This is a genomic window from Amycolatopsis sp. NPDC054798 (genome assembly GCF_053611505.1).
Map to the genome: position 1 here is coordinate 1 of NZ_JBSHAM010000049.1, position 25,252 is coordinate 25,252.

The 25,252-nt window shown below is 70.4% G+C and carries 27 protein-coding genes and 1 pseudogene; 21 read left to right on the forward strand and 7 right to left on the reverse strand.

The window, feature by feature from the left end; all coding sequences use genetic code 11:
* Positions 1 to 299 precede the first annotated feature (299 nt).
* Positions 300 to 1,022 (reverse strand): hypothetical protein, encoded by a 723-nt coding sequence (locus ACWGIC_RS26980; RefSeq protein WP_452078714.1) that lies wholly within the window; start codon positions 1,020 to 1,022, stop codon positions 300 to 302.
* A 693-nt stretch (positions 1,023 to 1,715) separates the two neighbouring features.
* On the opposite strand from ACWGIC_RS26980, the gene ACWGIC_RS26985 reads away from it, so the two are divergent.
* Positions 1,716 to 2,051, forward strand: a complete 336-nt coding sequence (locus ACWGIC_RS26985; protein WP_452078715.1) for a hypothetical protein — start codon at positions 1,716 to 1,718, stop codon at positions 2,049 to 2,051.
* Positions 2,052 to 2,629: 578 nt separating this feature from the next.
* Here the strand turns inward: ACWGIC_RS26985 and ACWGIC_RS26990 are convergent.
* A complete protein-coding gene (locus tag ACWGIC_RS26990) occupies positions 2,630 to 3,211 on the reverse strand; it encodes an STAS domain-containing protein (RefSeq protein ID WP_452078716.1) in 582 nt (193 codons plus the stop codon).
* Between the two features lie 324 nt (positions 3,212 to 3,535).
* Between ACWGIC_RS26990 and ACWGIC_RS26995 the strand changes: the two genes are divergently transcribed.
* The 7 genes and pseudogenes from ACWGIC_RS26995 to ACWGIC_RS27025 all read left to right on the forward strand — a co-directional run bounded on the left by ACWGIC_RS26995 (position 3,536) and on the right by ACWGIC_RS27025 (position 6,983).
* Complete coding sequence (locus ACWGIC_RS26995; protein ID WP_452078717.1) at positions 3,536 to 3,775, forward strand: hypothetical protein; 240 nt, start codon at positions 3,536 to 3,538, stop codon at positions 3,773 to 3,775.
* Positions 3,772 to 4,170, forward strand: coding sequence for a hypothetical protein (locus ACWGIC_RS27000; RefSeq protein ID WP_452078718.1), 399 nt, complete (start codon positions 3,772 to 3,774; stop codon positions 4,168 to 4,170). Before ACWGIC_RS26995 ends, ACWGIC_RS27000 begins: the two co-directional genes overlap by 4 nt.
* 212 nt (positions 4,171 to 4,382) lie before the next feature.
* Complete coding sequence (locus tag ACWGIC_RS27005) at positions 4,383 to 5,081, forward strand: GAF and ANTAR domain-containing protein (protein WP_452078719.1); 699 nt, start codon at positions 4,383 to 4,385, stop codon at positions 5,079 to 5,081.
* 5 nt (positions 5,082 to 5,086) lie between these two features.
* On the forward strand, positions 5,087 to 5,887 hold the full coding sequence (locus ACWGIC_RS27010; RefSeq protein WP_452078720.1) for a GAF and ANTAR domain-containing protein: 801 nt from the start codon (positions 5,087 to 5,089) through the stop codon (positions 5,885 to 5,887).
* A gap of 36 nt (positions 5,888 to 5,923) precedes the next feature.
* A pseudogene (locus tag ACWGIC_RS27015) lies at positions 5,924 to 6,208 on the forward strand (WhiB family transcriptional regulator); the annotation flags it as partial.
* Entirely contained in the window at positions 6,148 to 6,582 is a 435-nt protein-coding gene (locus ACWGIC_RS27020) for a hypothetical protein (protein WP_452078783.1), read from the forward strand. The pseudogene ACWGIC_RS27015 and the gene ACWGIC_RS27020, both read left to right, overlap by 61 nt.
* A gap of 110 nt (positions 6,583 to 6,692) precedes the next feature.
* Complete coding sequence (locus ACWGIC_RS27025) at positions 6,693 to 6,983, forward strand: hypothetical protein (protein ID WP_452078721.1); 291 nt, start codon at positions 6,693 to 6,695, stop codon at positions 6,981 to 6,983.
* Positions 6,984 to 7,157: 174 nt separating this feature from the next.
* Here the strand turns inward: ACWGIC_RS27025 and ACWGIC_RS27030 are convergent, their stop codons facing one another.
* Both ACWGIC_RS27030 and ACWGIC_RS27035 read right to left on the reverse strand, forming a co-directional pair.
* The gene (locus tag ACWGIC_RS27030; protein WP_452078722.1) at positions 7,158 to 7,322 is read right to left on the reverse strand and encodes a hypothetical protein; all 165 of its coding nucleotides are present in this window, start codon (positions 7,320 to 7,322) and stop codon (positions 7,158 to 7,160) included.
* A 93-nt stretch (positions 7,323 to 7,415) separates the two neighbouring features.
* Complete coding sequence (locus ACWGIC_RS27035) at positions 7,416 to 9,023, reverse strand: choice-of-anchor P family protein (protein WP_452078723.1); 1,608 nt, start codon at positions 9,021 to 9,023, stop codon at positions 7,416 to 7,418.
* A gap of 935 nt (positions 9,024 to 9,958) precedes the next feature.
* Here ACWGIC_RS27035 and ACWGIC_RS27040 point away from each other — a divergent pair.
* From ACWGIC_RS27040 to ACWGIC_RS27050, 3 genes are all read left to right on the forward strand, one after another.
* On the forward strand, positions 9,959 to 10,174 hold the full coding sequence (locus ACWGIC_RS27040) for a hypothetical protein (RefSeq protein ID WP_452078724.1): 216 nt from the start codon (positions 9,959 to 9,961) through the stop codon (positions 10,172 to 10,174).
* Between the two features lie 433 nt (positions 10,175 to 10,607).
* Positions 10,608 to 11,363 carry a GAF and ANTAR domain-containing protein gene (locus ACWGIC_RS27045; RefSeq protein ID WP_452078725.1) on the forward strand — a complete coding sequence of 252 codons (756 nt, stop codon included), beginning with the start codon at positions 10,608 to 10,610 and terminating at the stop codon, positions 11,361 to 11,363.
* A 736-nt stretch (positions 11,364 to 12,099) separates the two neighbouring features.
* Positions 12,100 to 12,621, forward strand: coding sequence for an ATP-binding protein (locus ACWGIC_RS27050; protein ID WP_452078726.1), 522 nt, complete (start codon positions 12,100 to 12,102; stop codon positions 12,619 to 12,621).
* Between the two features lie 33 nt (positions 12,622 to 12,654).
* Here the strand turns inward: ACWGIC_RS27050 and ACWGIC_RS27055 are convergent, their stop codons facing one another.
* Positions 12,655 to 13,872: a PP2C family protein-serine/threonine phosphatase gene (locus tag ACWGIC_RS27055; RefSeq protein ID WP_452078727.1), complete on the reverse strand. Its 1,218-nt coding sequence runs from the start codon at positions 13,870 to 13,872 to the stop codon at positions 12,655 to 12,657.
* Between the two features lie 140 nt (positions 13,873 to 14,012).
* On the opposite strand from ACWGIC_RS27055, the gene ACWGIC_RS27060 reads away from it, so the two are divergent.
* The 9 genes from ACWGIC_RS27060 (at position 14,013) to ACWGIC_RS27100 (ending at position 21,536) form a co-directional block, all read left to right on the forward strand.
* On the forward strand, positions 14,013 to 14,483 hold the full coding sequence (locus tag ACWGIC_RS27060) for a MarR family transcriptional regulator (RefSeq protein WP_452078728.1): 471 nt from the start codon (positions 14,013 to 14,015) through the stop codon (positions 14,481 to 14,483).
* A 94-nt stretch (positions 14,484 to 14,577) separates the two neighbouring features.
* Positions 14,578 to 15,447: an STAS domain-containing protein gene (locus tag ACWGIC_RS27065; protein WP_452078729.1), complete on the forward strand. Its 870-nt coding sequence runs from the start codon at positions 14,578 to 14,580 to the stop codon at positions 15,445 to 15,447.
* Positions 15,444 to 15,836, forward strand: coding sequence for an STAS domain-containing protein (locus ACWGIC_RS27070; RefSeq protein ID WP_452078730.1), 393 nt, complete (start codon positions 15,444 to 15,446; stop codon positions 15,834 to 15,836). Before ACWGIC_RS27065 ends, ACWGIC_RS27070 begins: the two co-directional genes overlap by 4 nt.
* The gene (locus ACWGIC_RS27075; protein WP_452078731.1) at positions 15,826 to 16,263 is read left to right on the forward strand and encodes an ATP-binding protein; all 438 of its coding nucleotides are present in this window, start codon (positions 15,826 to 15,828) and stop codon (positions 16,261 to 16,263) included. Before ACWGIC_RS27070 ends, ACWGIC_RS27075 begins: the two co-directional genes overlap by 11 nt.
* The gene (locus tag ACWGIC_RS27080; protein ID WP_452078732.1) at positions 16,260 to 17,282 is read left to right on the forward strand and encodes a SpoIIE family protein phosphatase; all 1,023 of its coding nucleotides are present in this window, start codon (positions 16,260 to 16,262) and stop codon (positions 17,280 to 17,282) included. Before ACWGIC_RS27075 ends, ACWGIC_RS27080 begins: the two co-directional genes overlap by 4 nt.
* Entirely contained in the window at positions 17,282 to 18,484 is a 1,203-nt protein-coding gene (locus tag ACWGIC_RS27085; protein ID WP_452078733.1) for a PP2C family protein-serine/threonine phosphatase, read from the forward strand. The genes ACWGIC_RS27080 and ACWGIC_RS27085 overlap by 1 nt, the downstream gene beginning before the upstream one ends.
* A gap of 91 nt (positions 18,485 to 18,575) precedes the next feature.
* Complete coding sequence (locus tag ACWGIC_RS27090; RefSeq protein ID WP_452078734.1) at positions 18,576 to 19,067, forward strand: MarR family transcriptional regulator; 492 nt, start codon at positions 18,576 to 18,578, stop codon at positions 19,065 to 19,067.
* Positions 19,068 to 19,202: 135 nt separating this feature from the next.
* Positions 19,203 to 19,595 carry an STAS domain-containing protein gene (locus tag ACWGIC_RS27095; protein WP_452078735.1) on the forward strand — a complete coding sequence of 131 codons (393 nt, stop codon included), beginning with the start codon at positions 19,203 to 19,205 and terminating at the stop codon, positions 19,593 to 19,595.
* 1,383 nt (positions 19,596 to 20,978) lie between these two features.
* Positions 20,979 to 21,536: a DUF3558 family protein gene (locus ACWGIC_RS27100; RefSeq protein WP_452078736.1), complete on the forward strand. Its 558-nt coding sequence runs from the start codon at positions 20,979 to 20,981 to the stop codon at positions 21,534 to 21,536.
* Between the two features lie 569 nt (positions 21,537 to 22,105).
* Here ACWGIC_RS27100 and ACWGIC_RS27105 read toward each other — a convergent pair.
* A complete protein-coding gene (locus ACWGIC_RS27105; protein WP_452078737.1) occupies positions 22,106 to 22,246 on the reverse strand; it encodes a hypothetical protein in 141 nt (46 codons plus the stop codon).
* Positions 22,247 to 22,470: 224 nt separating this feature from the next.
* Here ACWGIC_RS27105 and ACWGIC_RS27110 point away from each other — a divergent pair, with 224 nt between their 5' ends.
* Positions 22,471 to 23,595, forward strand: coding sequence for a S1 family peptidase (locus ACWGIC_RS27110; protein ID WP_452078738.1), 1,125 nt, complete (start codon positions 22,471 to 22,473; stop codon positions 23,593 to 23,595).
* A 191-nt stretch (positions 23,596 to 23,786) separates the two neighbouring features.
* Here the strand turns inward: ACWGIC_RS27110 and ACWGIC_RS27115 are convergent, their stop codons facing one another.
* Positions 23,787 to 25,247 (reverse strand): MFS transporter, encoded by a 1,461-nt coding sequence (locus tag ACWGIC_RS27115; protein ID WP_452078739.1) that lies wholly within the window; start codon positions 25,245 to 25,247, stop codon positions 23,787 to 23,789.
* Positions 25,248 to 25,252: the final 5 nt, after the last annotated feature.

Consider the following 25,252-nt stretch of genomic DNA (forward strand, 5'->3'; position numbering starts at 1 on the left):
GAACTTCGGTTCCCCGGCCGCGGGCCCCGGCGCGGAGTTGCCCGGTTTCACCGGAAAACAGCCCGGGCTCCGGACGGCCGGTGGCCCGCTTTCCGCTGCGCCCTGCCGGACGCGGGGGCAAAGTGCTCCCGGTGCCGTCGCGAAGTCTTCCGGAAACCGGGCGGACCGTGCCCGCAAGTGTGCATTTGTGGACAGTGCGGCCACGGTTTTCGACTCGGAGAAAACACCCGCGTGAAACCGGGCCGCCCGCGAATGCGGACGGCCCGGACTGGTGCGTGTTCTCGGGTGGATCGAAGCGGTTATCCGATGCAACCGGGAACCGGCGAAGGGCTGCCGGTGCAGTTGGTCGCGATGTTTGCGGTGACAGTGGAGGTGTTCAGTGTCGCGGAGCCCGCGACGTAGTAGATGCCGCCGGGATTCACGGTGGCCGTGTTGGCGTTGACCACGCTGCTGGTGAGGGTGAGTGTCCCGTTGACGCTGGCGACGCCGCCCGCCTGGCCGGCGGTGTTGGTCTTGACGGTGCTGCTGGTGAAGGTCGCCGCGGCCGCCGTGCCGGTGCTGTAAAGGCCGCCTCCGACCCCGCCCGCGTTGTTGCCCGACAGCGTGCTGCCGGTGAGGGTTACCGCACCGTAGTTGAGGATTCCGCCGCCGTCGCCGGTTGCCTGCCCGCCGCTGAACGTGACAGCTTTGAGCGTGAGACCGCCGGTGAGGCCGACCTGGGCGATCCGGAAGGCGGGTGCCGTCGCGGCGCGGGCGATGGTGTTGGCGTTGCCCTCGAGCGTGACGGGCGTCGTGATGATCGGCAGGCCGTCCGGGCCGTGCACGCCGTCGTCGCCGTGGCTCGCGGTCAGGGGGTAAGCGCAGCCCGGGGTCAGGGTCACGGTCCCGCCGCCGGCGGCGTTGGCCGCGGTGATCGCGGTGACCAGCGCCGTTTCATCGCAGGCGACGGAAGCGACGGAGGCGCTCCGCGCCTGCGCGGCCATAGGCAGAAGGAGGCCGGTGCCGGCGGCCAGAACGGTCACGCCGGCGAGGGTGAACATAGTGCGATTCGTGCGATGGTGTCGCATGAGGACTTTCCTGGAACTGAGACCGATGGTGGAGGAGCGAGATGCTCAAACGTTCCGCAGGAGCGGTCACCGGCGGCCAATGTACAACCACCTCGGATGTTACCCTGATCGGCGGGAAATAGATAGCCCTCGCCAGCGAAATCGGCCAGCTTATTCCGCGGAAAAGCGGAAAATACGCAGCCGGGCCAGCCTGCCGACATTTCCGGTGCGACCGCAGCCTCGGCCCGGGAGCGCCGGAGAGGTACCGGTGCCGCATCAGCAGTACCCGGCGGCGGTACCGGACGATACGCTCATAACCGTCACCCGGTCGCCCGCTCCGTTCCTGCGGGAACCACCGGTTACGCCCCAGACCTCGGCGTCGGCATCCCGGACCGCCCGGGAAAGGGCCATCGTGAACATTTTCGCCACGCCATCGCCAGGCGGCCCGACTTCGACGAGGCTGTCGCCTCCGCGCGCTCGGCGAGCCGCCTGATGACCGGATCGCCGGGACGGCAACGGGATCGGGATCGGCTCCGCGTGGTCGCGGGGCCGAGCGCCGATCTCCCGGAAGAACCGCGAGAAGCCACCGCACAGTGAGGTTTTCCAGCGATGGAATTCCCGTCCGGAACACATTTTCCGCAAAACTGATTTCCCGGGAAAGGGCACTTAGTGCAGCAGCTCACACTCGGCGTCCTCGCACGGTCCCGGAAGGAACACGAACATCGCCTTCCGATCCATCCGCGGCATCTCGGCCGGATCGACGCGGACATCCGCGCGAACCTCTACCTCGAACACGGCTACGGCGAGCGCTTCGGCGTGCCCGACGCACACCTCGAGAGCCTGGTCGCCGGAATGCGCTCCCGCGAACAGCTCATCGCCGGGCACGACGTCGTCCTGCTCGCCAAACCGGTGGCGCGGGACCTGGCGGGCCAGGTGCTGGGGGGGGCTGGCCGCACTGCGTGCAGGACGAGGAACTCACCCAGCAGGCCATCGACCGGCGGCTGACCGTGCTCGCCTTCGAGGCGATGAACCACTGGAACCGCGACGGCTCGTTCTCGCTGCACGTCTTCCACAAGAACAACGAACTCGCGGGCTACTGCTCGGTCCTGCACGCGCTCCAGCTGATCGGCTCGACCGGCGACTACGGCAGGCGGCTCCGCGCGGCGGTGCTCGGTTCCGGGCGACCTACGCCCCCGCCGGGGCACGGCCGAAACCTCCGGGAAACGCCGGCGCCCGGACCGCGAGCGGTCAGTCCACTATGGACATTCCAGCAACCGCCGGATCCCGCCGAGCGGGCCGCGACTCTCCCCGGCCGCCGGATCCGGTGCCGGGCGAGGCACGACTCCGCCCGGTTCCCGCGATCTGCCCGAGTTCGCTCCGGACTGGCCGGTCTTCGCTGTCGCCGTGCTGGCGAGTTTCCTTTTCCCAGCCGGTGTTCTCATCAGTTTTCACCCAGTTGCGCCGTGTCCCGGAAATCGCGGAAACCGATCCTGCCGCCCGCCGTCGGTTCCGGCGGGACTGAGCGCCCAGCTGAGCTTCTCCCTGCCCGGGAAGCATCGGCGGCGCGGCTTGGCGGATCGCGCTCACGACGGGGCCGAGACGATCGGCGGGAACGACCGGCAGGACTCCGCTGGGCCGGAGCGGCCGTCGGCTCCGCGCCGGGCGGGGGCAGAAATCGCCGCGGCACGCGAGGTGTGGATGACCAGTTGCTCGTGCAGCCGGGTGATCTCCAACGGGCGCCAGGTCGCCCGCGTGGCGGCGACCAGCCGCAGATCTGTGCCGTGCGGGGTGCGGCGGTGCGCCGCCAGCAGCACCTCCAGCCCCGCGGCGTTCAGGAACCGGACCAGGGACAAGTCCACCACCAGCCTTCTCGGCCGGTGGTTCAACGCCGTGGTGATCGCGTGTCCCACCGCGGGCGCGGTATCCGTGTCCACTACACCGTCCACGGCAAGCACCAGTGTCCGTCCGCACCACTGCACCGTCACGACCGCGGACAAGCTCCGGCGGCACGACGGCTCCCGCCCGCCGGCCCGGATCTCGATGACCGTCGCGGAATCGCCCGGTTCGGTCTTGTCCCCCTCGCGGCGGTCAGGCGGAGGGATCGCGTCCGGCAAGGCAAGCGCGGACAACGTGCGACGGCGAAGATCGAGCGTTCTGCGGTTCACGGTCGGGCTCCAGACCTGGCTCTGCGGTCGATCGTCGCGAGGGCAGGTTCTGGGCGCTCCGGCGCTGTCGCCCCACCCTACCGCGCCGCCGGAGCGACAACGGCTGTTCCGCCCGCCAGGTTCCGGTCCGCGAGGCGGCTGACGGCTCGTCGGCGGGAAGGTACCGGTCCCGCATCGGCGGCATCCGGCGGCGGGCTGGGGGACTACGCTGGCAGGCAGCACCCGGCCAGCCGCTTCTCGGGCGGCAGGAACTCCAGTGCCGTACCGGGTTTCGCCCCAGACCTTGGCGTCGCAAGCTCGACTTGCCCCAAGGAAGGGTCGCCAGTGAGAAGCATCGCCTGGACCGCGCCCGGCACTGTCTCCGAATCGCCGCTGGACGGCGGAGCGGGCCAAGGCGCCGCCGTCACGATCCCGGCCGAAGTCGCCGGAGCGTTGACTGAAGCCGTCGAAAGGCCCTTCGGTCGCATCGCCGGGGTCGCCGCGGCCATCAGGCCGACCGTCCTGCTCCTGGCGCGTCTCGCCGGGGCAGGCCGGTCCCGCCGCGGTGGGCGGGCGCGCCGATGACCGGCTCGGGATTCAGCCGACACTGGCATCGAGCAGCCCTGCCGCTCGCCGCGGTCCCGGACCGCGGCCGTCAGCGGTGGGAGCGGAGCCGGGTGGTCTCGGTGTCCTGCGCGGTCGCCACCGCCCTGTGCGGGCTGTTCGCCGCGGTGCTCGTGGCGTGGATCGCGATGGTGCTCGGCGGAGCGAACCCGGCCGGCTGGGTCGCCGGCTTCGTCCGGGACTTCGCGGCGGCGGTGTCCCTCGGGTTCGACGACCTGTTCACCCCCGCGAACCCGAAAGTCCGCGTCCTGCTCAACGACGGGCTCGCCGCCGTCGCGTGGCTGGGCATCCGGGCACTCGCGACGCTGCTGATCCGCCGCTTCGCGCTCCCCCGCCCTCGCCGGCTCCCTGATTAGCGGCAAGAGCGCGGCATTCGCGTGTCCGGTGTCCCGCGGAGAGTAAGCTGCTCAGCAGTGGTGCCCCGGCCCCCGGCGCTGACCGTCCGAGCGTGATGAGCAAAGGCCGACGCCATGACACTCCTGCCCAGCCGCCGCCAGGCCGTCCGGAAAGCGTTGCGGCCACGCGTAAACGGCACCAGCCTCTCTCCTCCGCCGGGCAGGCGGCACCGATGAACCGGGGCGGGAGCAGCAGGCTCCTCGCGCTGCTCGAGGGCACCGCACCGGGAATGGGGCCGATCGAACGCATCTGCGAACTGTGCGTCACCGAACTGTCGGTGTCCGGGGCCGGGGTCAGTGTGATGGGCACCGGGCGGATTACCGGAGCCCAGGCCCTGGTGCACGCCACCGGCCCGGTCGGGGTCCGGCTGGAGGACCTGCAGCTCACGCTGGGCGAGGGACCGAGCGTCGACGCCCACAATTCGGGCGGCTCGGTGCTGATTCCGGAACTGGCCCTCGAGCATCGGCGGTGGCCCGCTTTCTCGCCTGGCGCCGCCGGCATGGGCGTGGCCGCGGTGTTCTCGTTTCCGCTGCAGATCGGGGCCGCTCGGCTGGGAGTGCTGGATCTGTACCGCGTGACCGCGGGCTCGCTGACCCCGCGGCAGCTCCCCGACGCGCTCGCGCTGGCGGAAGCCGCCACGGTGGCTCTGCTGGACGACGCGGAGGCTCCCGGCGGTACGAGCCCGCAGTGGCTGGGCGACCTCCACAGTCAAGTGCATCAAGCCACCGGCATCGTCTCGGCCCAGCTGGAGGTGAGCCTGCGCGAGGCACTGCTGCGCATCCGCGGCCACGCCTACGCCCATCAGCTGTCTCTCAACGAAGTGGGCAAACGGATCGTCGACTACGAACTCCATTTGCGGAAAGAAGAGTGACAGACATGCCAGAACTCCCCCCGCCCGGCGACGTCCCCCGGTCGGCCGGCACCGCTGCCGGCGCGCACCGTGAACGGCTCCTCTCCCGCGCCTTCGTCGAACTCGCGGACACTCTCGTCGACGATTTCGACGTGGCAGATTTCCTGCGCACGCTGGTCGAGCAGTGCCTGCGGCTGATAGAAGTGTCCGCCGCGGCTGTCATCCTGTCCGACCCGGCAGGCCGGCCGCGGCTGGCCGCGGCCTCCTCCGAACGCGCTGGCCTGCTGGAAACCCTCGCCGTTCAGGTCGAAGACGGACCGTGCATCGAATGCATCCACAGCGGGCACATCGTGACCTGCACCGATCTCGTCCGCGACGCGCACCGGTGGCCGCGGTTCGCGGCGGCGGCGGATCTCGCCGGTTTCCGGACCGTGCAAGCCATCCCGATGCGGCTGCGCCGCCAGAGCATCGGCGCGCTGACCCTGCTCGACACCGAATCCGTCGAGCCGGACCCGGACCGCGCCAGCCTTGCCCAGGCCCTCGCCGGCGTCGCCACCATCGGCATCCTGCAGCACCGCGCGATCGTCCGCGGCGAAGTCGTCACCGAACAGCTGCAGACCGCGCTCAACAGCCGGGTGATCATCGAACAGGCCAAAGGAGTGCTCACCGCGCGAACCGGCGACCCGGACATGGAACACGCCTTCACCGCTCTGCGCAACTACGCCCGCGCCCACAACCAGCGGCTCGCGGAACTTTCCCGCGAAGTCGCCGAAGGCGCCGCCGACATCCCGGCGATCATCGCCCACGCGTCCAAATCGCAGTCCTGACGCCCCCTGCCCTCGCGAGCGGAACGGAACCATCGCATGACGACCACCTGGCGGCTCCCGTCCCCCTTGACGGGCAACTGGGACTGGCAGCTGCGCGGCTCCTGCCGCGGAATGAACACCGGGCTCTTCTTCCACCCCGACGGCGAGCGCGGGATCCCCCGGGCCGAGCGCGTCGCCAACGCCAAGGAGATCTGCCGGACCTGTGCCGTGCTCGAGCAGTGCCGTGCCTACGCGCTGACCGCGCAGGAGCTCCACGGCGTATGGGGAGGCCTGTCCGAAACCGACCGCCGCGCCGTCCACGAAAACTCCCCGCGCCGCTTGCCGGGGAAGCGACCTGGCCCGCCACCGCGATGGACGAGATCTACGACGCCCGCGATCGACGCGGGAGAAAGCGAGAGTCCGCGATGTTCACCTTCACCGGAGCCGCGTCCGAGGCCATCGACCAGCTCACCGCCGCTGAGAACGTCGGCGAGAAAGGCGGCCTGCGGCTGAGCCTGAACGGTTCTCCCGAAGACGGCGCCGTCTTCTCCGTCGACGTCAACGCCCGCCCCGCGCCCGGAGACGACGTCATCGACGTCGCCGGCACTCAGGTGTTCCTCGCGCGCGAGGTCCGCGTTCAGCTCGCCGCCAAGGTTCTCGACGCCCGCAAAGACATCGACGGGCACTTCACCTTCCTGGTGACCTCGCCAGAGTGAACAGCCCGTAGGCTGGCACCGGGAGCGGACGCCGGAAAACGTCCGGCGAGGCACCGCCGCGTCTGGCAACCCTCATTGTCCCGGCGCACCCCGGTTCCGCTCGTCTGAGGATGAACAGGCAGTTCGCCAGCACTCCCCTGCTCGGCAGCGGCTCGTTGAAACTCCTGCACGGCAACGACTCCCGGCGCGGACACGGGCAACGACACGGCTCGGTTCACGCCGCGGCGACGGGGCAGGCGTTCCGGCGGCGCTTTCCCGGTCAAGCGGCGGTGGAGTTCTCCCGGCTCCCCGCACGAGCGGGAGGTCTCTGGAGCCGCATCGACCGGCTCGCCCACAAGCTGGCTTCCCGCGCGTGCGGGTGGTCCCCGTCCGGGCACATCGGCCTGGGATCGACGCGGTGAAGCGGTCGTTGCCGTACAAGCCCGCCACCTCGGTCCGGAACGGCAGCACCACGATCGTCAGTGGTCAGCCGAAGTTCGCCGCCGTCAACGGCCTGTTGCACGCCTTCATCTGCCCGAACACGTGGTGGTGCACGGCCCCGAGCCGGGCGATCACCGCAAGCTGGGAAGGAAGCTCTAGATCTTCCCCTGGTTCTCGCCGACCAGCTCGGCCGGGCTGAGGTGCTGCGCGACGCCGTCCGGCACGGCCTGGGCAAGGGGCAGGACCACCAGGGCGGTCGCGATCGCGACGACCGCGTCGGTGAAGAACACCAGCCGTTCGGGAGACCTGCTCCGGGTCATCAGAGGATCTGGCGAAAATGCGGGATACGTGCCATTGCCGCCTGGACGAGGGCGGCGGCCCGGTGTCCGGGCCGCCGCGGTGGACCGAGGTTGTCACGGGCAATCGCGGATGTCGCTTTCGGAGGAGGCCACGATGACGTTCACCTTGGCGAGGCCGAGCGTGTCGACCCTGATGTGCACGGCGTTGACGGTCAATCCGTTGTCGGGGCTGGTGAACGGAATCTGTTCGTTGAGGACCAGCGAGACCGCGCCGAGGTTGATCGTGGTGTTCGGAGCGGGCCGGGCCGCTTGGCCGATCACCACTGTGCTGCCGACCCGCAGGAAGCCGATGGTGGTGGTGCCGGCGGATCCCGCGCAGGTCGTGGTCGACGAGGAGCCGACGAGGCGCATCGTGATCGTCGGGACGGTCGCGATGCTCACTGTCGCGTCGGCGACCGAGGCGGTGGCCGCGGAGGTGGCGGGGGACGCTGTCGTAGTCACGTTGGCGCAGAGGACGTGCGCGCTCACCGGCCCGTTCAGCGTGGCCGCACACGGAGTCGAGGTGGTGGACGAGGAGGCGGTCGAGACGAAGCCGGTGTCGGGAGTAGGCGCCACCGTGAGGAGGGGAAGGCCGAGCAGGGTCGCGGTCGCGGCGAGCCCGTAGGCACGCCCGGTCAGGGTCTGTGCGGTGACCTCTACCTGTTCGCTGCCGCACGGCGAGGTCGCCGCGTTGTTGCCGGCGTCGCCGCTGTAGGTGGCCGTCCAGTTGTAGGTGCCGGCGGCGCCGGTGGCGACAGGGCCGGAGGCGGCGGTATTGCCGCTCAGGGAAGCGATCCTGGTGGCGACAGGAGTGACGCAGGTGGTGTCGCCCGGGGCGAACAGAGCGAAGGTCACGCTCCCGGTGGGCGTGGCTCCGCCGGTCAGCCGCGCCGAGTCCGAGACGCTGCCGCCGGCCGGGACCGATCCCGACGGCGTGGTGGTGATGGCCGGGCTCGCCTTGCCGCCGGAGCCGGAGCAGGTGCTCACCCGGGCGGAGTCCATGGTCACCGCGCCGGTGTGCGCGTACAGGCCGCCGGTGCCGGTGGCGCCGGCGTTGAAGGTGACGGAGGCACCGGCCAGAACGTTGCCGACGAAGGCGGTTCCGGTGCCGACGGTCGCGCTGGCGCCGACCTGCCAGGTGATGTTGTTGTTATTGCAGGGAATGGCGCCGCCGGTCAGCACTACGGCGGCGTTGCTTCCGGTCGTCAGCGAGCTGGCGATCTGGAAAACCCAAGCGGCGTTGGGATTTCCTTGCGCGTCCAAGGTCAGGGTGCCGGTCAGCTGCGCCGAGGAATCGAAGCAGTACACCGCGGGCGGCAGAGTCCTCCCGCCGAGGTCCTGCCCGCTCAGATTGGCATCGCAGGGTTCTCCGGCGGCGAAGGTGATGGCCGTGCCGACGTCGGCCTGCGCCTGCGCGGCCACCGCGTCGGTGGTGTGGACGGTCCCGGTCACCGAGCCGGGCGGGAATCCGACCACCGCCGTCCCGGGACTGACACCCAGGTCGCCGGTCACCACGGTCGGGCCGGTATTGGTCACGGTGGACGCGCCCAGCACGGCGAAGTTCCCCGCCGAGCCCAGCGGCGGGCTCGTCGCGGCCTGCGCGGGCGCCGGAACCGCGACAGCCACCGCCGCGGTCAGGACAGTGGCACCGAACAAGGTCCGGATCGTGCGGTTTGGTCTCATGACGCCAGCTTTCTGGTACTGGTCAAGGGAATCCGCGGCGTGCCAGTGGACTCGACCGGTCCGCTGCCCGGCGGCGGGGGCACCGAGCAGCCCGCGGCCCGCGGCCCGCGGCCCGCGACGGCGACGGGCTGCTGGCCCTGCCAGGGCAAACCTGCTCGCTCCACGCAAAAGACCCCGGCCGAGGCCACCGGGGTCTGGGGCAACACCCAGTACTGTACTCGCGTGCACCCGCGATTCCAGAGGAAACACGGAAAAACATCTGACACTGTCGTCACGAATAGACTCTGCCTGCCGCGAAAAACCGATAAGTTACGGAAAATCCCCCCGGGCTGCGCGGGCAGTGCGATGATCTTCCAGCCGGCTTCACCGGATTCCTTGCCACGTCCCTGTGCAGCGTATTCGCCTCCAGGATCCTGGGCAGTCGCGCGTCGGCCGCGTAACGGAGAAATCCCGATTGCCGAAAGATGACCACAGTTGCGGGTCTTGCGAGTGACAACTACTCCGGAATCCTCGCTTCGCGAGAAAGGCCGCCTTCGGCCGCCGCGACCCGTTGAGCCCTTCGGGAAGCGTTGTCCCGCCAGTCCGCGGAACCCGGCTCTGGTCCTGAAATCGAGGGAGCGGCGGAGCCTCGGCGGCGGGCCGCGAACAAACTGTCCGATTCAGTGCCTGGAGGCGGCGCGGCTTCCTCGATGCCCGCGGCCTCGGCCGCGTACTTCTTTTGACGTCCGGGGGCCGGCCGGCACCTCGCCCGGAGTGAACAGGCTGCGGTGCCGGCCGGCGGGACGCTGCCGCTGTGGCGTCCCCTGGCGGCGGTTTTCTTGCGAGATCCGCCGTCAGACTGGAGGGGGCACTATGGATTTCGGTTCCGGGCGGCGAAAGGCGGCCGCCGCCGAGTTCAGCAGGGCCGCGACGGCCGCGATTCCGGGCTCCCGCGAGTGAACAACGGCGAGTGGCAGCCGGTCACTCTCTCCACCGAGGTCAACCTCGACACCTGGCGCATGTGGTGGACCCAGATCACCGTCAAGCCCGGCACCCACCAGGCCTTCGTCCGCGCCGCCGACAAAACCGGCTACACCCAGACCGAACAACGCGCCGGAACCGTCCCGGACGGAGCCACCGGATGGCACTCCACCACCTTCATCGCCACCTGAACCCCAGCGCGCCTCGTCCTCATGGACCGCTGTCGCGCGATGCGGACGCGAAGTAGTCCAATGTGGACTAATCGGAGTCTGTGGCAGGTGTCGCACCCGCTTTGCCGACCGGTGCGTTGGGGAACGGTCCCGGGCGATGCCCGTAGCGTCGGATCCGCGACGGACGCGCCGCCGACTGTCAGCGGCCGGGCGGGCCAGCGCGACGCGAGTCCGGAAAGGACGGACAAGGCCAGCGGCCGCGGCGCTTCGCAGCGCTGAGAGGCGGACCGAATCGGCGGGATTCCCGAGAACCGAACGCGGGTATGCCTCTGCCAGGTTGCGGCGATGCCCGGGCACCGGCGCAGCCAGGTCCTGCGGGTTGAAACCGGCAGCCGGCAGGACCGCTCCGAATCTTGGACGAGGCTGTCCGACGAGAACACGAGAGGCGGTACCCATGGACACCGGACGTCCGGATCCGCTGGAGCGGTTGGACAGCACCACCGAGGCCGTCCGCGGGCTGCACGAGATCGCCGAAGCAGAAGAACCGCTGGACGACGTGCTCGCGCGGGTAGCGGCCACCGCCGCCCGGGCCATCCCCGATGCCGACGCGGCGACCGTCACCGTGCTGACCGGAGAACAGCCGCGCACAGCGGCCTTCACCGATGAGCGAATGACGAGCATCGACCGCGAGCAGTACGCCGCGGGCCGCGGCCCTTGCCTGGATTCCGCACGAACGCATCACACGGTCCGGACCGTGATCAGCGAAGCCAGCCAGGACTGGCCGGAGTTCTCCGCTGCCGCCGGACGAGCCGGGATCCGCGCCACTCTGTCCGCGCCGCTGCTGGTGGACCGCGCCGAGGACGGTCGGGAACTGGTCGGCTCGCTCACCATCTACAGCCGCACGGCCGCCGCGTTCGATCCGTTCGACGAGGGCTTGCTGCGCCTGTACACCACCGCCGCGGCGGCCGCGATCGTCAACGCGCGCCGCTGGCAGCAGTCGCGCGACACGATCGCCCAGCTCGAAACCGCACTGACGTCGCGCGCGGAAATCGATCAGGCCAAGGGAATCCTCATGGCCCTGCACGGCTGCACCGCCGACGACGCCTTCGCATTGCTGGTCAAGCAATCCCAGAACACCAACGTCAAGCTCATCACACTGGTCCGCGGTCTGCTCGGCTCCGTCCGGAAACCCGACGCCGCTGCGACCTAGGAAGCGATGCTCCGTCCTCCTGGACAACGCATCGCTGTGGTCCGCCGACGGGAATTGCGTCGGGCTCAGCGACAGCAGCTACGGCTTCGGGCACCCCGGATTCGCCGCGGCCCAGGCACAGGCCAACGCCCCGGCCGCGTCCACCCGGTACTAGTCGACACCGCGAACATGGGCAGGGACAAGCGAGCCGCCTCCGACGTCGCCCGGCAGCTCAAGGAAAATACCGACGCGATTCGCGGCGACCGGTCTCGGACTGAGCCTCCGGCAAACCGCAGGGGGCGGCCGATCTGCTGGGCAGAGCGCCCGACGAGGTGCCGATAGTCGCCGACGTCGGCACCGCCGAGGGATTCGACGCCACCAGATCGCGCGGCAGAGAAGGCGTCTTCGCCCACCGTGCGGCGAGCTTGCCCCCACGGTGTCGGCGGCTATTTCTATCGCGTCGCGTACAGCAACTCCGCACAGATCACCAGCCTCGCCAAGCATCTCGGTGCCCAACGCCCGGACCTCGTCCTCACGCGACAGCCAGTACCGCAGCTGCAGCGAGTCCATCCGGTATCGCCGAGCATCGCCCGCAAGCCCTGAAACAAGAGTGCGGAAGCTTCTCCCCGGCGTTCTCGCGACCGCAGGGCGCAGCGCCCTGGAGAAGGTCCCGGGTGAGAAACGGAAACGGTGGGTACCCCCTTGATCGAAGCGCGGGCAAGCGATTGCCGCGCACGCACGAGGGAAGGAGTAGATCGTGTATCGAGGTACTCCAGATCCGAGCACGGAGAGGACCGACGACGCCGACGCGGCCCATACCGCCGCCCCCGCCGGAGCGGCCGCACCTATCGACCCGTCGGTGCGGTCGAGCTTCGAAGAGCTCGTGCCGGCGCTGCCTGAGGCAGCTGCCGCGCTGCGCCGGAAACTGAAGGCGTGGCTGGAAGAGCTGCCGCTGGATTCGGACAGCTGCCACGAGATCGTGCTGGCCGCCTACGAGGCGCTGGCCAACGTCGTCGTGCACGCGTATCCCGAGCGGTCCGGCTGGGCGCGGCTGTATGCGGAATGGGCCGGCGACACCGTGCGGGCCACCGTGACCGACACCGGACGCGGCATGCCGCCGCGGCGCGGCCGGACGGCGGACCCGGCAGCCCCGGGAGGTCGCGGCCTGCGCATCATCGACGAGGTAACCGACCAGATGACAGTCGAGTCCGGTGCGCGCGGCACGCGGGTGACGATGGTCTGGCGGCCCGCTGCCTTGCGGCAGAACACCGCGTCCTAGGTTCCGGGCCGATGCCGTTGCCGCGAAACAGGTTCACCCGTCGGCGGCGGTCTGGGCGACCGTCGTCGACGGACTGGTGCTTCCCTCCGGCAGCGGTGTCGGCCCGAACCAGTCCAGGCACACGACCATCGCGTCGTCTTCTGCCTGTCTTCCTCGCCGGCGGGTGGAGAGTTCCCGCAGCATCGCGCCCGACACGTGCGCGGCCGGCAGATCCGCGGTGGCGACGACCGCTTCGGCCAGCTCGCGGTCGCCGTAGGTCTCTCCGTGCGGGCCGAGGGCGTTGTAGACCCCGTCGCTGACGAAGACGTACCGGTCGCCGTCCGCGGCCTGGAACCGGTGGACAGCGTAGACGGTTTCCTCGAACGCCCCGAGCGGCAGCTGTTCCTCGAACAGCACTCGCTCGGCCTTGCCGTCCCGCAGCCGCCACAGCCGCGGGGAACCCGCGTCGACCACGTCGACCGAGCCGGTCCCGAGATCGAATTCCAGCAGCAGCGCGGCCACGTGCTGCGCACCGCGGTAGTGAGCGTAGAGCGCCTGGTCGGCGAGTTCGGCTTGAGCGTCAAGGGAAACTCCCGCGCGGCGGGCGTTGCGGAGAGCGTTGACCGCCAGGTTGGTCAGCAGCGCTGCCTCGCTGCCCTCCCCCATTCCGTTGATCAAGGTCACCGCGAGCTTGCAGGCGGAGGCGGACCAGTCGAAGCAGTCGCCGAAGATGGCATAAGCCGGTTCGAGCTGGCCGCCGAGCGCGAACTCCGCGCGGGTGCACGCTCGGCCGGGCAGCAGCTGCCACTGCATTTCCGCGGCCAAGGTCAGCCGGGACGAGCGCCGGGCCTGGACGTAGAGGTCGGTGTCGCGATCGGCGACGACCAGTTCGTGGGCCACCGCCTCGGCGAACCGCTCGAGGTCCGCCCACACGGGCGGTTCCGGTTCCGCCGGCAGGGTCACGGCCAGGATGCCGAGCCGGTCGCCGCGGACGCTGACCGGCAAATAGCCGGTGACCTGCGCGCCGTCGTGCTCGAACGTCGCGGCCTGGGCGACGAATGCCGCCCCGGCGGCCGTGCCCTCGACCGGGACCGGCTCGTGCACGTAAGGCAGGGTGCCGACCTGGCACAGCTCGGTCAGGGCGTAGTCGGCCAGCTGCAGTTCGACCGCGGTGGCCCCGAAATGCTCGCCCAGCACCGTGCGCAAGGCCGAGGGCAGATCATGCGGCGGAACCTCGCGCAACCGGCGTTCGACCGCCAGGGATCTGTCCAATGCCGTCTCCTGCCCACGGGACCGCGGACGGGATGCCCGCGATCGGCCTGCTGAGTGTGCGCCCGCTCCGGCGGGCCGGTCTACGGCGAGTCGCGTGAGCTGTGCTGCCGTTCAAGCATAAAGATGCGACCCTGGAGGTCGTGGACCGATCCCGCGAGCAGGCCGTCCCGGACGGGCCGACAGCGGGCGCGGCGAGCCTCGCGGAACTGTTCGAGGCGGTGCTGGGAAGCGTGCGGGACGTGCCGCCGCATCCGCTGTCGGCGCCGCAGCTGCGCGCGGTACTCGCACTGGAACTCCAGGACGGGATCACTCTGCGCGAACTCGCCGAACGGCTGGGCTCGACCTCGCCGCTGGCGAGCCGGCTCTGCGACCGGCTGGAGGCCGTGGGATTCCTCCAGCGGCTGCCCAGCGCGCGCAGCCGCCGCGAGCTGACGCTGCGCCTGTCCGAACGCGGCCGCGCCTACCTGCGGAATCTGCGTGCCCGGCGCCGCGACGCGATCCAGACGGTGCTGGCCGGGATGTCGCCCGCCGGCCGCGCCGCGCTGGCGGCCGGGCTGCGGGAGTACCAGGCGATCGCCGCCGGGCAGCGAGGCGCGCCGGGGTCGGCGTGAACCACGCGCGCCGCGCCGGTAGCATCCGCTGTTGTTATATGACAACAGTACGACGGCGTGCCGCAGCGGACGCCTCGACCTGCAGGAGGACCGGGTGCCGCGGACTGACGATGCCGCCGTTCGGGAACTGGTGACCCAGACCCTCGACGCCGACCAGGCCGTCGTGGCCGGCGACTGGGTCCGGCAGCACTCGGAGGCCCTCGGCTCCTCGCACAGCGAGCACGAATTGCGTCGCGAGGTCACCGAACTGCTGGACTCCCTCCGGACCGCGCTGGCCACCGCCGCACCGGCCGGCCGGATCGTGGAGGAGGACGGAGCCGTGCGCGACGCGCTGACGTCCCTCTCGGAACGACTGGCGCACGCGGGAGCAGAGCCTTCGGCCACCGCCATGGCGATTCTCGCGCTCAAGCACACCATGCTGAGCGCGATCGAACGCCACAGCGACGACGCAGCGCTGCGCTACCGCGCCGCCCTGCTGGTCACCGACCTGCTCGACCGGGCCGGGGTGCTGTCGTTCGCCGCGTACGTCAACGGCCGCGAGGCGATCATCCGCGAGCAGCACAGCCAGATGCTCGAGCTGTCCACGCCCGTCGTGCGGCTGTGGCGCCATGTTCTCGCCGTGCCGCTGATCGGCACGCTCGACAGCGCGCGCACCCAGGTGGTGATGACGACCCTGCTGGAAGCGATCCAGGCCAACCAGGCGCGGGTGGCGATCATCGACATCACCGGGGTCCCGACCGTGGACACCGCCGTCGCTCAGCACCTGCTGCAGACCGTCAGCGCGGTGCGGCTGATGGGCGCGGAGTGCGTGGTCAGCGGCATCCGCCCGCCGATCGCGCAGACCATCACGCAACTGGGCATCGACCTCTCGCACATCGTCACCCGCGGCTCGCTCGCCGACGCGCTGGCGACCGCGATGCGGCTCATCGACGAGGGCTCCGGCCCGGGCGCGGTGACCGGATGAGCGCCGGCCTGCCGATCCTGCGCCTCGGCGACATCCTGCTCAGCGGGCTGCTGAGCGACCTGGACGACGCGACCGCGCTCGCCTTCACCGACGAGCTGACCGCGCGGATCGCCGACGAGGACGTCCGCGGGGTCGTCATCGACATCTCCCGGCTGGAGATCATCGACTCGTTCGTCGCCCGCGTGCTCATCCAGCTGGCCGGCACCGGGCGGCTGCTCGGCGCGCAGATGATCGTGGCCGGGATGCGCCCGGCCGTCGCGCTCACGCTCGCCGAACTCGGGCTGCGGCTCACCGGCGTCCGCACCGCGCTCAACGCCGAGCAAGCCGTGGAACTGCTGGGCTGGCGCCGTCCCGCCGAGGCCGCCGAAGAGGCGCCTCGTGCTTCCTGACGAACTCACCGGTCCCGGCCAGGACATCCCGCCGCGGGAGCACGCCGTCCGGGCCGAGGAGGACTTGCTCGCCGCCCGGCACGCGGTGCGGGCGGCGGCGGTCGCGGCGGCGTTCTCCATTGTGGACCAGACGAAGATCGTCACCGCCGCCAGCGAACTGGTCCGCAACGCCTACATCCACGGAGGCGGCGGCACCGTCACCGTCGCCGTGCTGCGCGACAGCGGCGGACGGACCGGGATCCAGGTCCTGGTCCGCGACGAGGGCCCCGGGATCGACGACGTCGAGCAGGCGCTGTCCGACGGGTTCAGCACCGGCGCCGGACTCGGCCACGGCCTCGGCGGAACCCGGCGGCTGGTCGACGATTTCGCCATCGACACCGGACCCGGCCGCGGCACCGCCGTCACCGTCGTGCGCTGGGCCCGATGACCGGCGTCGTCGTGCCCCCTCCGTCCCGGTGCGTGCGGATCGGCCACCCCAGCGCCGTGTACGCCGCCGCCCGGGCGGCCCGCGACACCGGACGCGCCGCAGGACTGCCGGAAGTGCTCGCCGAACGCGCCGCCGTCGTCACCGCCGAACTGGCCAGCAATCTCGACAAGCACGCCGCCAACGGCGTGGTCGTCGTGCACCGAACGGCGATCGGGCTCGGCGTCGACGTGCTCGCCGCCGACGACGGACCCGGCATGGCCGACGTCGGCCATTGGCTGGTGGACGGCAACTCGACCACGGCGACGCTGGGCACCGGCCTCGGCGCGGTCGACCGCATGGCCGCCGCGTTCCGGATCGGCTCCGCTCCGGGCGCGGGAACCCTGGCCGCCGCCCGCGTCCTCGCGCCCGGCGCCCCGCCCGGCCGCGTCGCCGCGACCGGGCACTTCTGCCTGCCTCGCGACGGGGAACACCTCTGCGGGGACGCGGTCGCCGTCGCCGAGACGGCCGGCAGCTGGAATGTCGTCGTGGCGGACGGGCTGGGTCACGGACCGGACGCCGCCGAAGCGGCCGACGCGGCGATCCGCGTGTTCGGCCAGAACCCGGAGCGCCCGCTGCCCCATCAGCTGACCAGCATGCACCGGGCCCTGCGCGCCACCCGGGGCGCGGCCGTCGCGCTGGCCAGGATCACGCCGCACCGGGTCGATTTCTGCGGCGTCGGCAACGTCAGCGGGACTGCCCTCAGCGGCTCCGGCCGCCCGGGGCTGCTGCTCAGCATCCCCGGGATCGTCGGGTTCACCCTGCCGAACCCCCAGGTCCGGCGGGCACCGCTGGGCACGGGCGACGTCGTCGTGCTGCACACCGACGGCGTCGGCCCCGGCTGGCGGAACCCGCCGCCGGGCAGCCGTCTCGCCGCCCGGCCCGGCGACGCGCTTCTGCTGGCGGCGGAACTCGTTCACCGGCACCGGAATCCGCGCGACGACGCGGCCATGATCGCCTTGCAGCCGGACCGGCTCGGCTGATGCATCTTCCTCTCGCCCAGCTCCGCCGGAGCCTGCGCACCGCCTGCAGCGAAGCCGGTGTGCCGATCGGCGACCGCGCTCGCCTGGTCCTCGCCGCGACCCTGCTGGCCGAACCCGCCGTCGCCGCCGGCGCGGAGGTCTCCGCAGAAACGACGACGGCGGACCGCCGCCTCGCCGTCGTCCTCCGCCTGCCCGCCCCTGTCGACCAGGCCCGGCGCAACACCCTTCCGCTGCTGCCCGACACCGGCGACGGCGCGACGGTCACCTGGCACCTCCCCACCAGTCCCGGCGACGGCACCGGCTTCGCCGCGGACGACGCCTCGGCCACTCGCGAGGAGATGCTCGCGCTGATCGCCCGCACCGACGCTCTGGTACAGGAACAACGGGACCTCAAGCACGAACTGGCCGAAACCAACAGCGGCGTGCTCGCCATGTACGTCGAACTCGAGCAACGCGACGAGCAGCTGCGCCGCGCGCACGCGGTGATCTTCCGCGAACTGGAGGACGCGCTGCGCCCTCGGCCGCCGGCCGTGCCCGGCCTGCAGCTGGCGGTCCAGTACTCCCCCACCGGCCAGGACTCCCCGACCGGCGGCGACCTCTACGACTGGTTCGTGCTTCCCGACGGCCGGCTGCACGTCACCGTGGTCGACGCGGTCGGCCACGGCGTCGCCTCGACCCGCGACGCCCTCACCGTCACCCACGCCATCCGCACCCTCGCACTGGAAGGAACGCCCTTCCCCGGCCTCATCGCCCGCGCCGCCCGCATCCTGGCCACGATCGAGCCCGACCTGACGGCCACCGTGCTCCTGGCCCGGATCGACCCGGCGACCGGCGACACGGCCTTCGCCAACGGCGGCCACCCCGAGCCGGTCCACATCTCCCCCGGACGCCCCGCGCGCCTGCTGCGCGCCCCGGTCGTCGGACGCGGCATCGGGTTCCCCGACCCCGGCAGTCCCGCGCTCGCCCTCCACACGCTCGTCCCCGGCGACACGGTGCTGCTCTACACCGACGGCCTGATCGAAAGCCGCCGCGACCTGGACGAAGGACAAGTCCGGCTCCTGGACCACACGAGCGCACTCGCCCTCCTGCCGACCGCGGAACTCCCGCGCGAACTGGTCACGCGAATGCACGACGTCGTCCTGCACGCCGACGACACCGTAGCCCTCGCGATCCGGCGGGACCCCGGAACGGCACCAGCCTGAGCGGCGGGCTGCCCTCACTGCGCTGCCGGCCCTCCGGGGAGCGGACGGCGCACGGTAAACTGAAGCGAGAGGCCGACCTAGGGATGCCGCCGTGAATACCGTGAACCGATCCCGCAGGACGCGCCAGGCCGACCAGACGGCCGCCGCCGTGGCCGATTCCGCCGAACTGCTCGAGATCCTTTTCGAGCGCGCCCGCGACGCCTCCCCGAGGCCCCTGTCGGTGTCGCAAGTACGCGCAGTCATCGCACTCGACCGCTGCGAAGGACTCAACCTGCGCACGTTGGCGGACCTGCTCGGGTCGACCCCTCCCCTGACGAGCCGCCTGTGCGACCGGCTCGAAGCCGTGGGCTTCCTGGAGCGGCTCCCGAACGCACAGAACCGCCGCGAGCTGATCCTGCGGCTCAGCGACGCCGGTCGCGCCTACCTGCAGGACCTGCGAGCGCGGCGCCGGGAAACTCTCCACACCGTCCTCGCCGGGCTGACCGCCGACGAGCGGGAAGCTCTCGCGATCGGGCTGCGCGCTTTCCAAGAGGCGGCGAACCGGGATCTCGACGAAAGTGACAACGCGGCCGCGGCGCAGTAGGGTGATTGTTGTCATGCGACAACAAACCTGGTGACGGCCTGTTCGCCAGATCGCGGTTCAGTCGGCAGCCGCGGCCGCCCGGCAGGCCGCTTCCTTCGCCGGCCAAGCAAGCCGGCATCCTTCGGAGCGCTGCTCATGGAACGAGCGTCCACGCCGGTCTTGTCCATCACCGCGAAATCCCACGGCACTGTCAGCGTGCTCGCAGTCGGCGGCGACGTGGACCACACCGCGCGCACCCCGCTGCGGGACGCGATGGCCGCGGCCTTCGCCCGGCACCCGCGCGGACTGATCGTCGACCTGACCGCCGTGCACCTGTTCAGCGCGGCGGGCTTGTCCGCACTGGTCTGGCTGCGCCAAGCCGCCGCCGAAGCGCAGATCGAGGTCGTCCTGGTCGCCACCCAGCACAGCGTGCTCAAACCCTTGGCAATCACCCGGCTCGACGAACTGTTCGACATCCAGCCCACACTCCGGCAAGCGGTGGGACAACACCGCGGACCGCCGACGGCTCTCGGGCCCGGCAACGCCTAGCCGGCACCGCCACCGGCCGATAGGCGGCAACGACGACGCAGCGACTCCGGTCCCGGTTTTCTCGGCGACGACCGGCCCCGCGGGTCGCAGGCGAGGCTGGCGCAGGCGCCATTGCGGACGGCTCGGGCCAGGTCCAGTGCCGTCGCCGTGAAACGGTCGGCGGCCGCTCCGCTGCCGGTGGTTCGCGTGTTGAGATTTGGCGTGGTGATCGCTTGCGCCGATGCAGACTAGAGCGCCAAGGCGCTTGTAAATGCACCCAATGGTGCTGGACTTTCGCGAGAGACCTGCCATTTCCTTGCATCGAGTCGGCTATTTTTATGAGATCGACGCCTTATTGCTTCGACCACAAGGGAGACGGCAAGCACTGTCACGGAGGCAATGAGGCCTTCGACCGCGGCCTGGCCGTACGATTCGTTGAAGATGAACCTGAAACCCAGCAGCAGCACCAAGAAGAGTGCGGGGTCGCGAACAGCCAGTACGCCCGGGATTTCAGCTTGCGCTCCCTCATTGGCCTTCTTTCTCGTAATTTTCCTAAGCTGAACGGGTGCAACGTCGCGACGCAGCCTCCGAGTCCGCTGGCCAGAGCACCCGAGGGCCGCTGCGCGCACCGAAAAGCGCTCCTGTCAAGAAGGCGAATTCACACTTCTTTTCCTGCGGGAAGAGTGCGCCTCCTCCGCACACCTGGCTTCCGGCAGTGATCGTATGCCGCCCAGGTTTGCAGGAGAGGGTGTGAGGAATCGGCCCCAGCCAGAAGTACCAGCGGTAGCCGAGCAGCATGTCGACGGCCGACTTGCGTGCCCCGCCATGCCCCGGTCTACGAAGCGACGCGTGCACGCCTGCGCAACCACGGCGATCGATGGAACGCCAACGATCTCGCGGACCTTCTCTACCTTGGCCGGGCGAGCGCTTATGCGGATTTCGTGGTGTGCGAGAGGAAAGCCGCCGACTATCTTGGCCGCGCTTGGCGTGGACGCACTGATCAGGCGCGCGTCGTCACGATGCTCCCGGCACTGCTCGCTGAACTCGAGCCCGTGCTGACGACACCGCCAGCCACGGAATGAGCGGGTGCGTTCGCACATCGCCGCCAGCATTCCGCGGCACGCCTGCCCGGTGACGGCAACTCCTCGACGGCTACCCGGCCCGTCAACTCGCGTGTCCGATCTCGTCGGCTCCCGAGGAAGGCTGGCGGCACAGCGCCCGGCATCGTGCCCGACGCATGTTTTCCTTCTACCAGCACGGATCTCCGGACAACTGCTCGTCAAGCGACGAGACTGCTCCGCATCCCCGGTTCGGTGGGGGCCAGCTTGGCGGACGTGGTTGAATGGTCGCCTAGCACGACATCTGGATTGCCAGTTTCAGGTATTCACTGTCGAAGGCGGAAAAATGAACAGAACGCGACCACTGCGGTTCCTTCCCGTGGCCGCACTGGCTTCTCTCGCAGCATGCGGTTCTCTGGAGAACCACCCTGGCGCGAGCGCGGCGCCTCCGCCCGGCAGCACGTCGATGTCGTCCTCCTCGCAGAACTTCACGGGCGCGGATCTCTGTGCATTGCTTACCGCCGCGGACAAGGAGACGCTGGGCCTGGCAGGACCGAGCAAGGCGTGGGACCGGCCGTACAAGATGGGCGGCACGCGCCGCGCCCGATGCCAGTGGACCAGCGAGGACACCGAACTGGACCTCGCCTTCCACGACGCCGACATCCCGCAGAACACTATGTTCTCGCCCGACGCGCAGGTAAGCCAGGAGCAGATCCGCGGGCGCGACGCGAAGGTCGTCGCTTTCCGGAAAGCACCGATGAATTGCCTGGTACTGGTGAATCTGCGCGCGCAGGCCCACCTGAGGGTGGACTCGACTCCCGGTTCCGACGCTCCGGAGCCGGCCGAGACCTGCGCGTTCGCCAAGCGGGTCGCGGCGGCCGCCGCCTCGAGAATCTCCGGTTGAAGCGTCGAGGCGGCGGCACCTGCTATCGCCGAGGGCGATGTTCCCGCCGAAGCTACTTCGCGACGACGAGAACTCTTTCCCTGCCTAGTTGCGTGCCGGAGTCGACGTACATATTGACCTCGCCGTCGATCCAGCGGACCAGCAGATCGTCGGGGTGGTCGTTGCCGTCGCAGCGTCCTCGCGCGGAGACACAGCGCCCACGCTGATCCCAGAAAATGCCAGCGTCAGGAATACCGAGAAGTCACCGGTAACTGCTGCACTCCGCAAACTCCGTCTGCCCACCGTGTTCCGTCCCCTCCACGCGATAAGCCCAATCGCCGTTGTTCCCGCGCCAGGACAGTTCTATTCAGGCTGCGCTCGATGGATACAGCGAACGAGAAGCGGATTTCCGGCCGGCTGCGCGCGCTTAGCCCGAACGAACCAGAAGCCCTGGCCGTAAATCAGAACTAGCGAGTCCAGCGGTTCCACCGAGACGACGCACGGCACGACCGGTCCCGATGGATGCCTTAGAACTTGATCCTTGCGCCCACGGTCTTTCGCCGTGAACAGCGCGTAGTCGGCCGCAGTCATCAACCCTTGCAGTGTTCTCCCCGCTCCGGGAAACGATTCGGCACCGATGCAAACACAGACTCGAGCGGACGAGCCAGCAGATTCCGAGCAGGCATCGACGATTCGCCGCCGAAGTCGAAGATGCCTTCCATACGCGCCATCGCCGAGATCCTTGCGCCAGCCGACCAAACCCCTGCGCCGCCCTGCCCATCTGAGCGTCGCCAGCGCGGCATTTGCCCGGAAGTCCGTTCCAGGGTGGCCGGACGGAGCAACCACGGCGACAGCTTTCAGACAAAATGCGGGTCGCCGCTGGACCGGCTTCGACCGGCCTCCCCACACTCGGCCGACAGTGAGTTTCTTTCCCCCGAGCCTTGGAGGAGTTCCGATGCGTCGAAGAATCGCCCTCAGTCTCACCGGTGCGGCCGTTCTCGCGGCGAGCCTCGCCGCCGCGTTCGCCCCCGCAGCCGCACAAGCGTCGCCCGGACTGATCGCGGCCATGCAACGGGATCTGGGCCTCAGCGCCGAACAAGCGCAGACCCGGCTCGGACAAGAACTGACGGCGGCGAAGCAGATGCCCGCTGCCCGGCAGGCGGCCGGCGCGGCGTTCGGCGGAGCCTGGTTCGATCCGGCCCGAGGCAAGCTGGTGATCGGCGTGACAGACCCGGCCGTGGCCGACGCTGTTCACCGCACCGGCGCGGAAACCGTCCCGGCACACGTCACCGCCGCAGCGCTCGACGCGGCGAAGGCGTCCATCGACAACGCGGCAAAGGCGAAACGCGCCCCCGCCGCGGTCAGCGGCTGGCACGCGGACCCCCGCACCGGCAGCGTGGTCGTGACCCTCCAGCCCGGCGCGCACGGCCCGGACGTCGACGCCTTCCTCTCGCGAGCCCGCGCGGCGGGCCCGGTGACCGTGGCGTCCGGTGCCCGCCCGCAGACGTTCTCGGCAGGCACCGTCGGCGGGGATCCCTACTACATCAACGGAAACACCCGCTGCTCCATCGGCTTCTCGGTCCACGGCGGCTTCGTCAGCGCCGGGCACTGCGGCGGCGCGGGCAGCTCCGTCGTCGGCTGGGACAACTCGGCGATGGGCACGTTCGCCGGATCTTCTTTCCCCGGCAACGACTACTCGTACATCACCATCGGCAACGGCTGGTGGACCGCCCCCGTCGTCCTCGGCTGGGGCACGGTCAGCGACGTGATCGTCCGCGGCTCGTCGGTCGCGCCCGCCGGCTCGTCGATCTGCCGCTCCGGCTCGACGTCGCACTGGCATTGCGGCACCGTTCTCGGCCTCAACGAAACGATCAACTACGCCCAGGGCGCGGTCTACGAAGCGACGCACACCAACGCGTGCGCGGAACCAGGCGACTCCGGCGGCTCCTTCATCACCGGCGACCAAGCCCAGGGAGTCACCTCAGGCGGCTTCGGCAACTGCAGCTCCGGCGGCGAGACCTGGTTCCAGCCGGTGAACGAAATCCTGCAGACCTACCATCTGTCCCTCGTCACCGGCTGACCCGCTGGCCGGGGTGCTGGGCTCGCTCCGGAAGCTCGCGCCCCGGCCCTGGGGGCACTCCGAATCAGAGGACCGGCCAGCCGAGGGCGGCCGGAGAGATCTCCGGCCATGTGCGCCAGTGCGTCTCGCGATGGGCGGTTCCTGCGACCAGCATCCGCCACCACATCAGCGAACGCTTCGATCCAGGCACCTCAATCGCGTCCGCGAAACGAGGACGGCCGCAGTGCGCTCGCCGAGGCAGCACAGCCGGGCGTGTTCTTCTGCCGCCGCCCAAGGCCCAGAGCAGACAGCACGGCGAGCCCAGTGACAATCGCCAGCACCGTGAACACGACCGTGTAGGCGTGCGCATGCGGAACACCGTCCGGTCCGCTCATGCTGGCCAGGAGCGTGGCGGTGACGGCGGTGCCGAAAGCGCCTCCGCCCGCGCGGGCGATCTGGTTGATGCCCGTGGCGACGGCGGTGTCGGCGGGCGCGACGGCTTGCGCGATGACGGTGGGCAGCACGGCATAGGCGCCGCCGACGGCCAGGCCGAGGAGGACGCCCGCACCGACTAGGTCGGCCAGGGTGTCGCGGGACAGGGCCGGCCAGGCGAACGAGGCGATCATGACCGTGACGGCGACCAGCAGCACCGGCCGGGGTCCGGTGCGTCCGGTGGCCCGCGCCGCGATCTGGACGCCGGCCGGGAGCAGCACCATCGCGGGCAGGAGAACCAGTCCGGAGACGGCGGCGGACTCCCCGAACCCGGAACCGGCCGGGGCGGTGACCAGTCCGGGAACGACGACATAGCCGGCGTACATGCCGAAACCGATGAAGAACGCGGAGAGGTTGCTCATCAGCACGGGACGCTGGACGAACACCCGCATGCTGACCAGCGGTGCCGCGGCCCGTCGCTCCACCAGCACCCACACGGCGAGCACGATCGCGCCCACGGCGAGCAGGCCGAGCACGGGGGCGGACGCCCAGCCCCAGCCGGGCCCCCGGTCGATGCCGAGCAGGATCGCCCCCAGTCCGGAGGCCAGCAGCACTGCGCCGGGCGCGTCCATCCGGGTCCGCTCGGACGCGGGCTCGCGGCGCGGGGCGGTCGCCCCCACGGCGAGGGAGCCGGCCGCACCGAGGACCGCGGCAGGGGCGAACATCCCGGGCAGGCCCCAGGCACCGATCAGGACTCCCGACAACGGCAGCCCGATCCCGCCGAGACCGGTCATCGCGCTGAGCAGGCCGATGCCGAGGCCGAGCCGGTGGGCAGGCTGGGCGGCGCGCAGGATCGAGAACCCGATGGGGAAGATCGCCGAGGCCAGGCTTTGGGTGAACCGGCCGGCCAGGAAGATCCCGAACGTCGGCGCGGCCATGCACAGCACACTGCCCACCGCGAGACAGGCCATGACGGCGACGCCGACCCGCCGGTGCCCGTACCGGTCGCCCAGCCGCGCGAGGACCGGGGTCGTGACTGTGCCGCCGAGCAAAGTGATCGTCAACGCCCACGAAGCCGATCCGTTCGGCAGGCCGTACCGCTGGCCGATCTCCCCGAGGGCGGGAATCACCATCACCGCCGCCAGGCCGTAGCCGAACCCCGACACCAGCAGCGCGATCAGCGCCCCGGTCCCGGCGGCACGGTCTTGGCCGGCGGTCGCTGTGCTCGTCTCGTTCGTCACTGCGC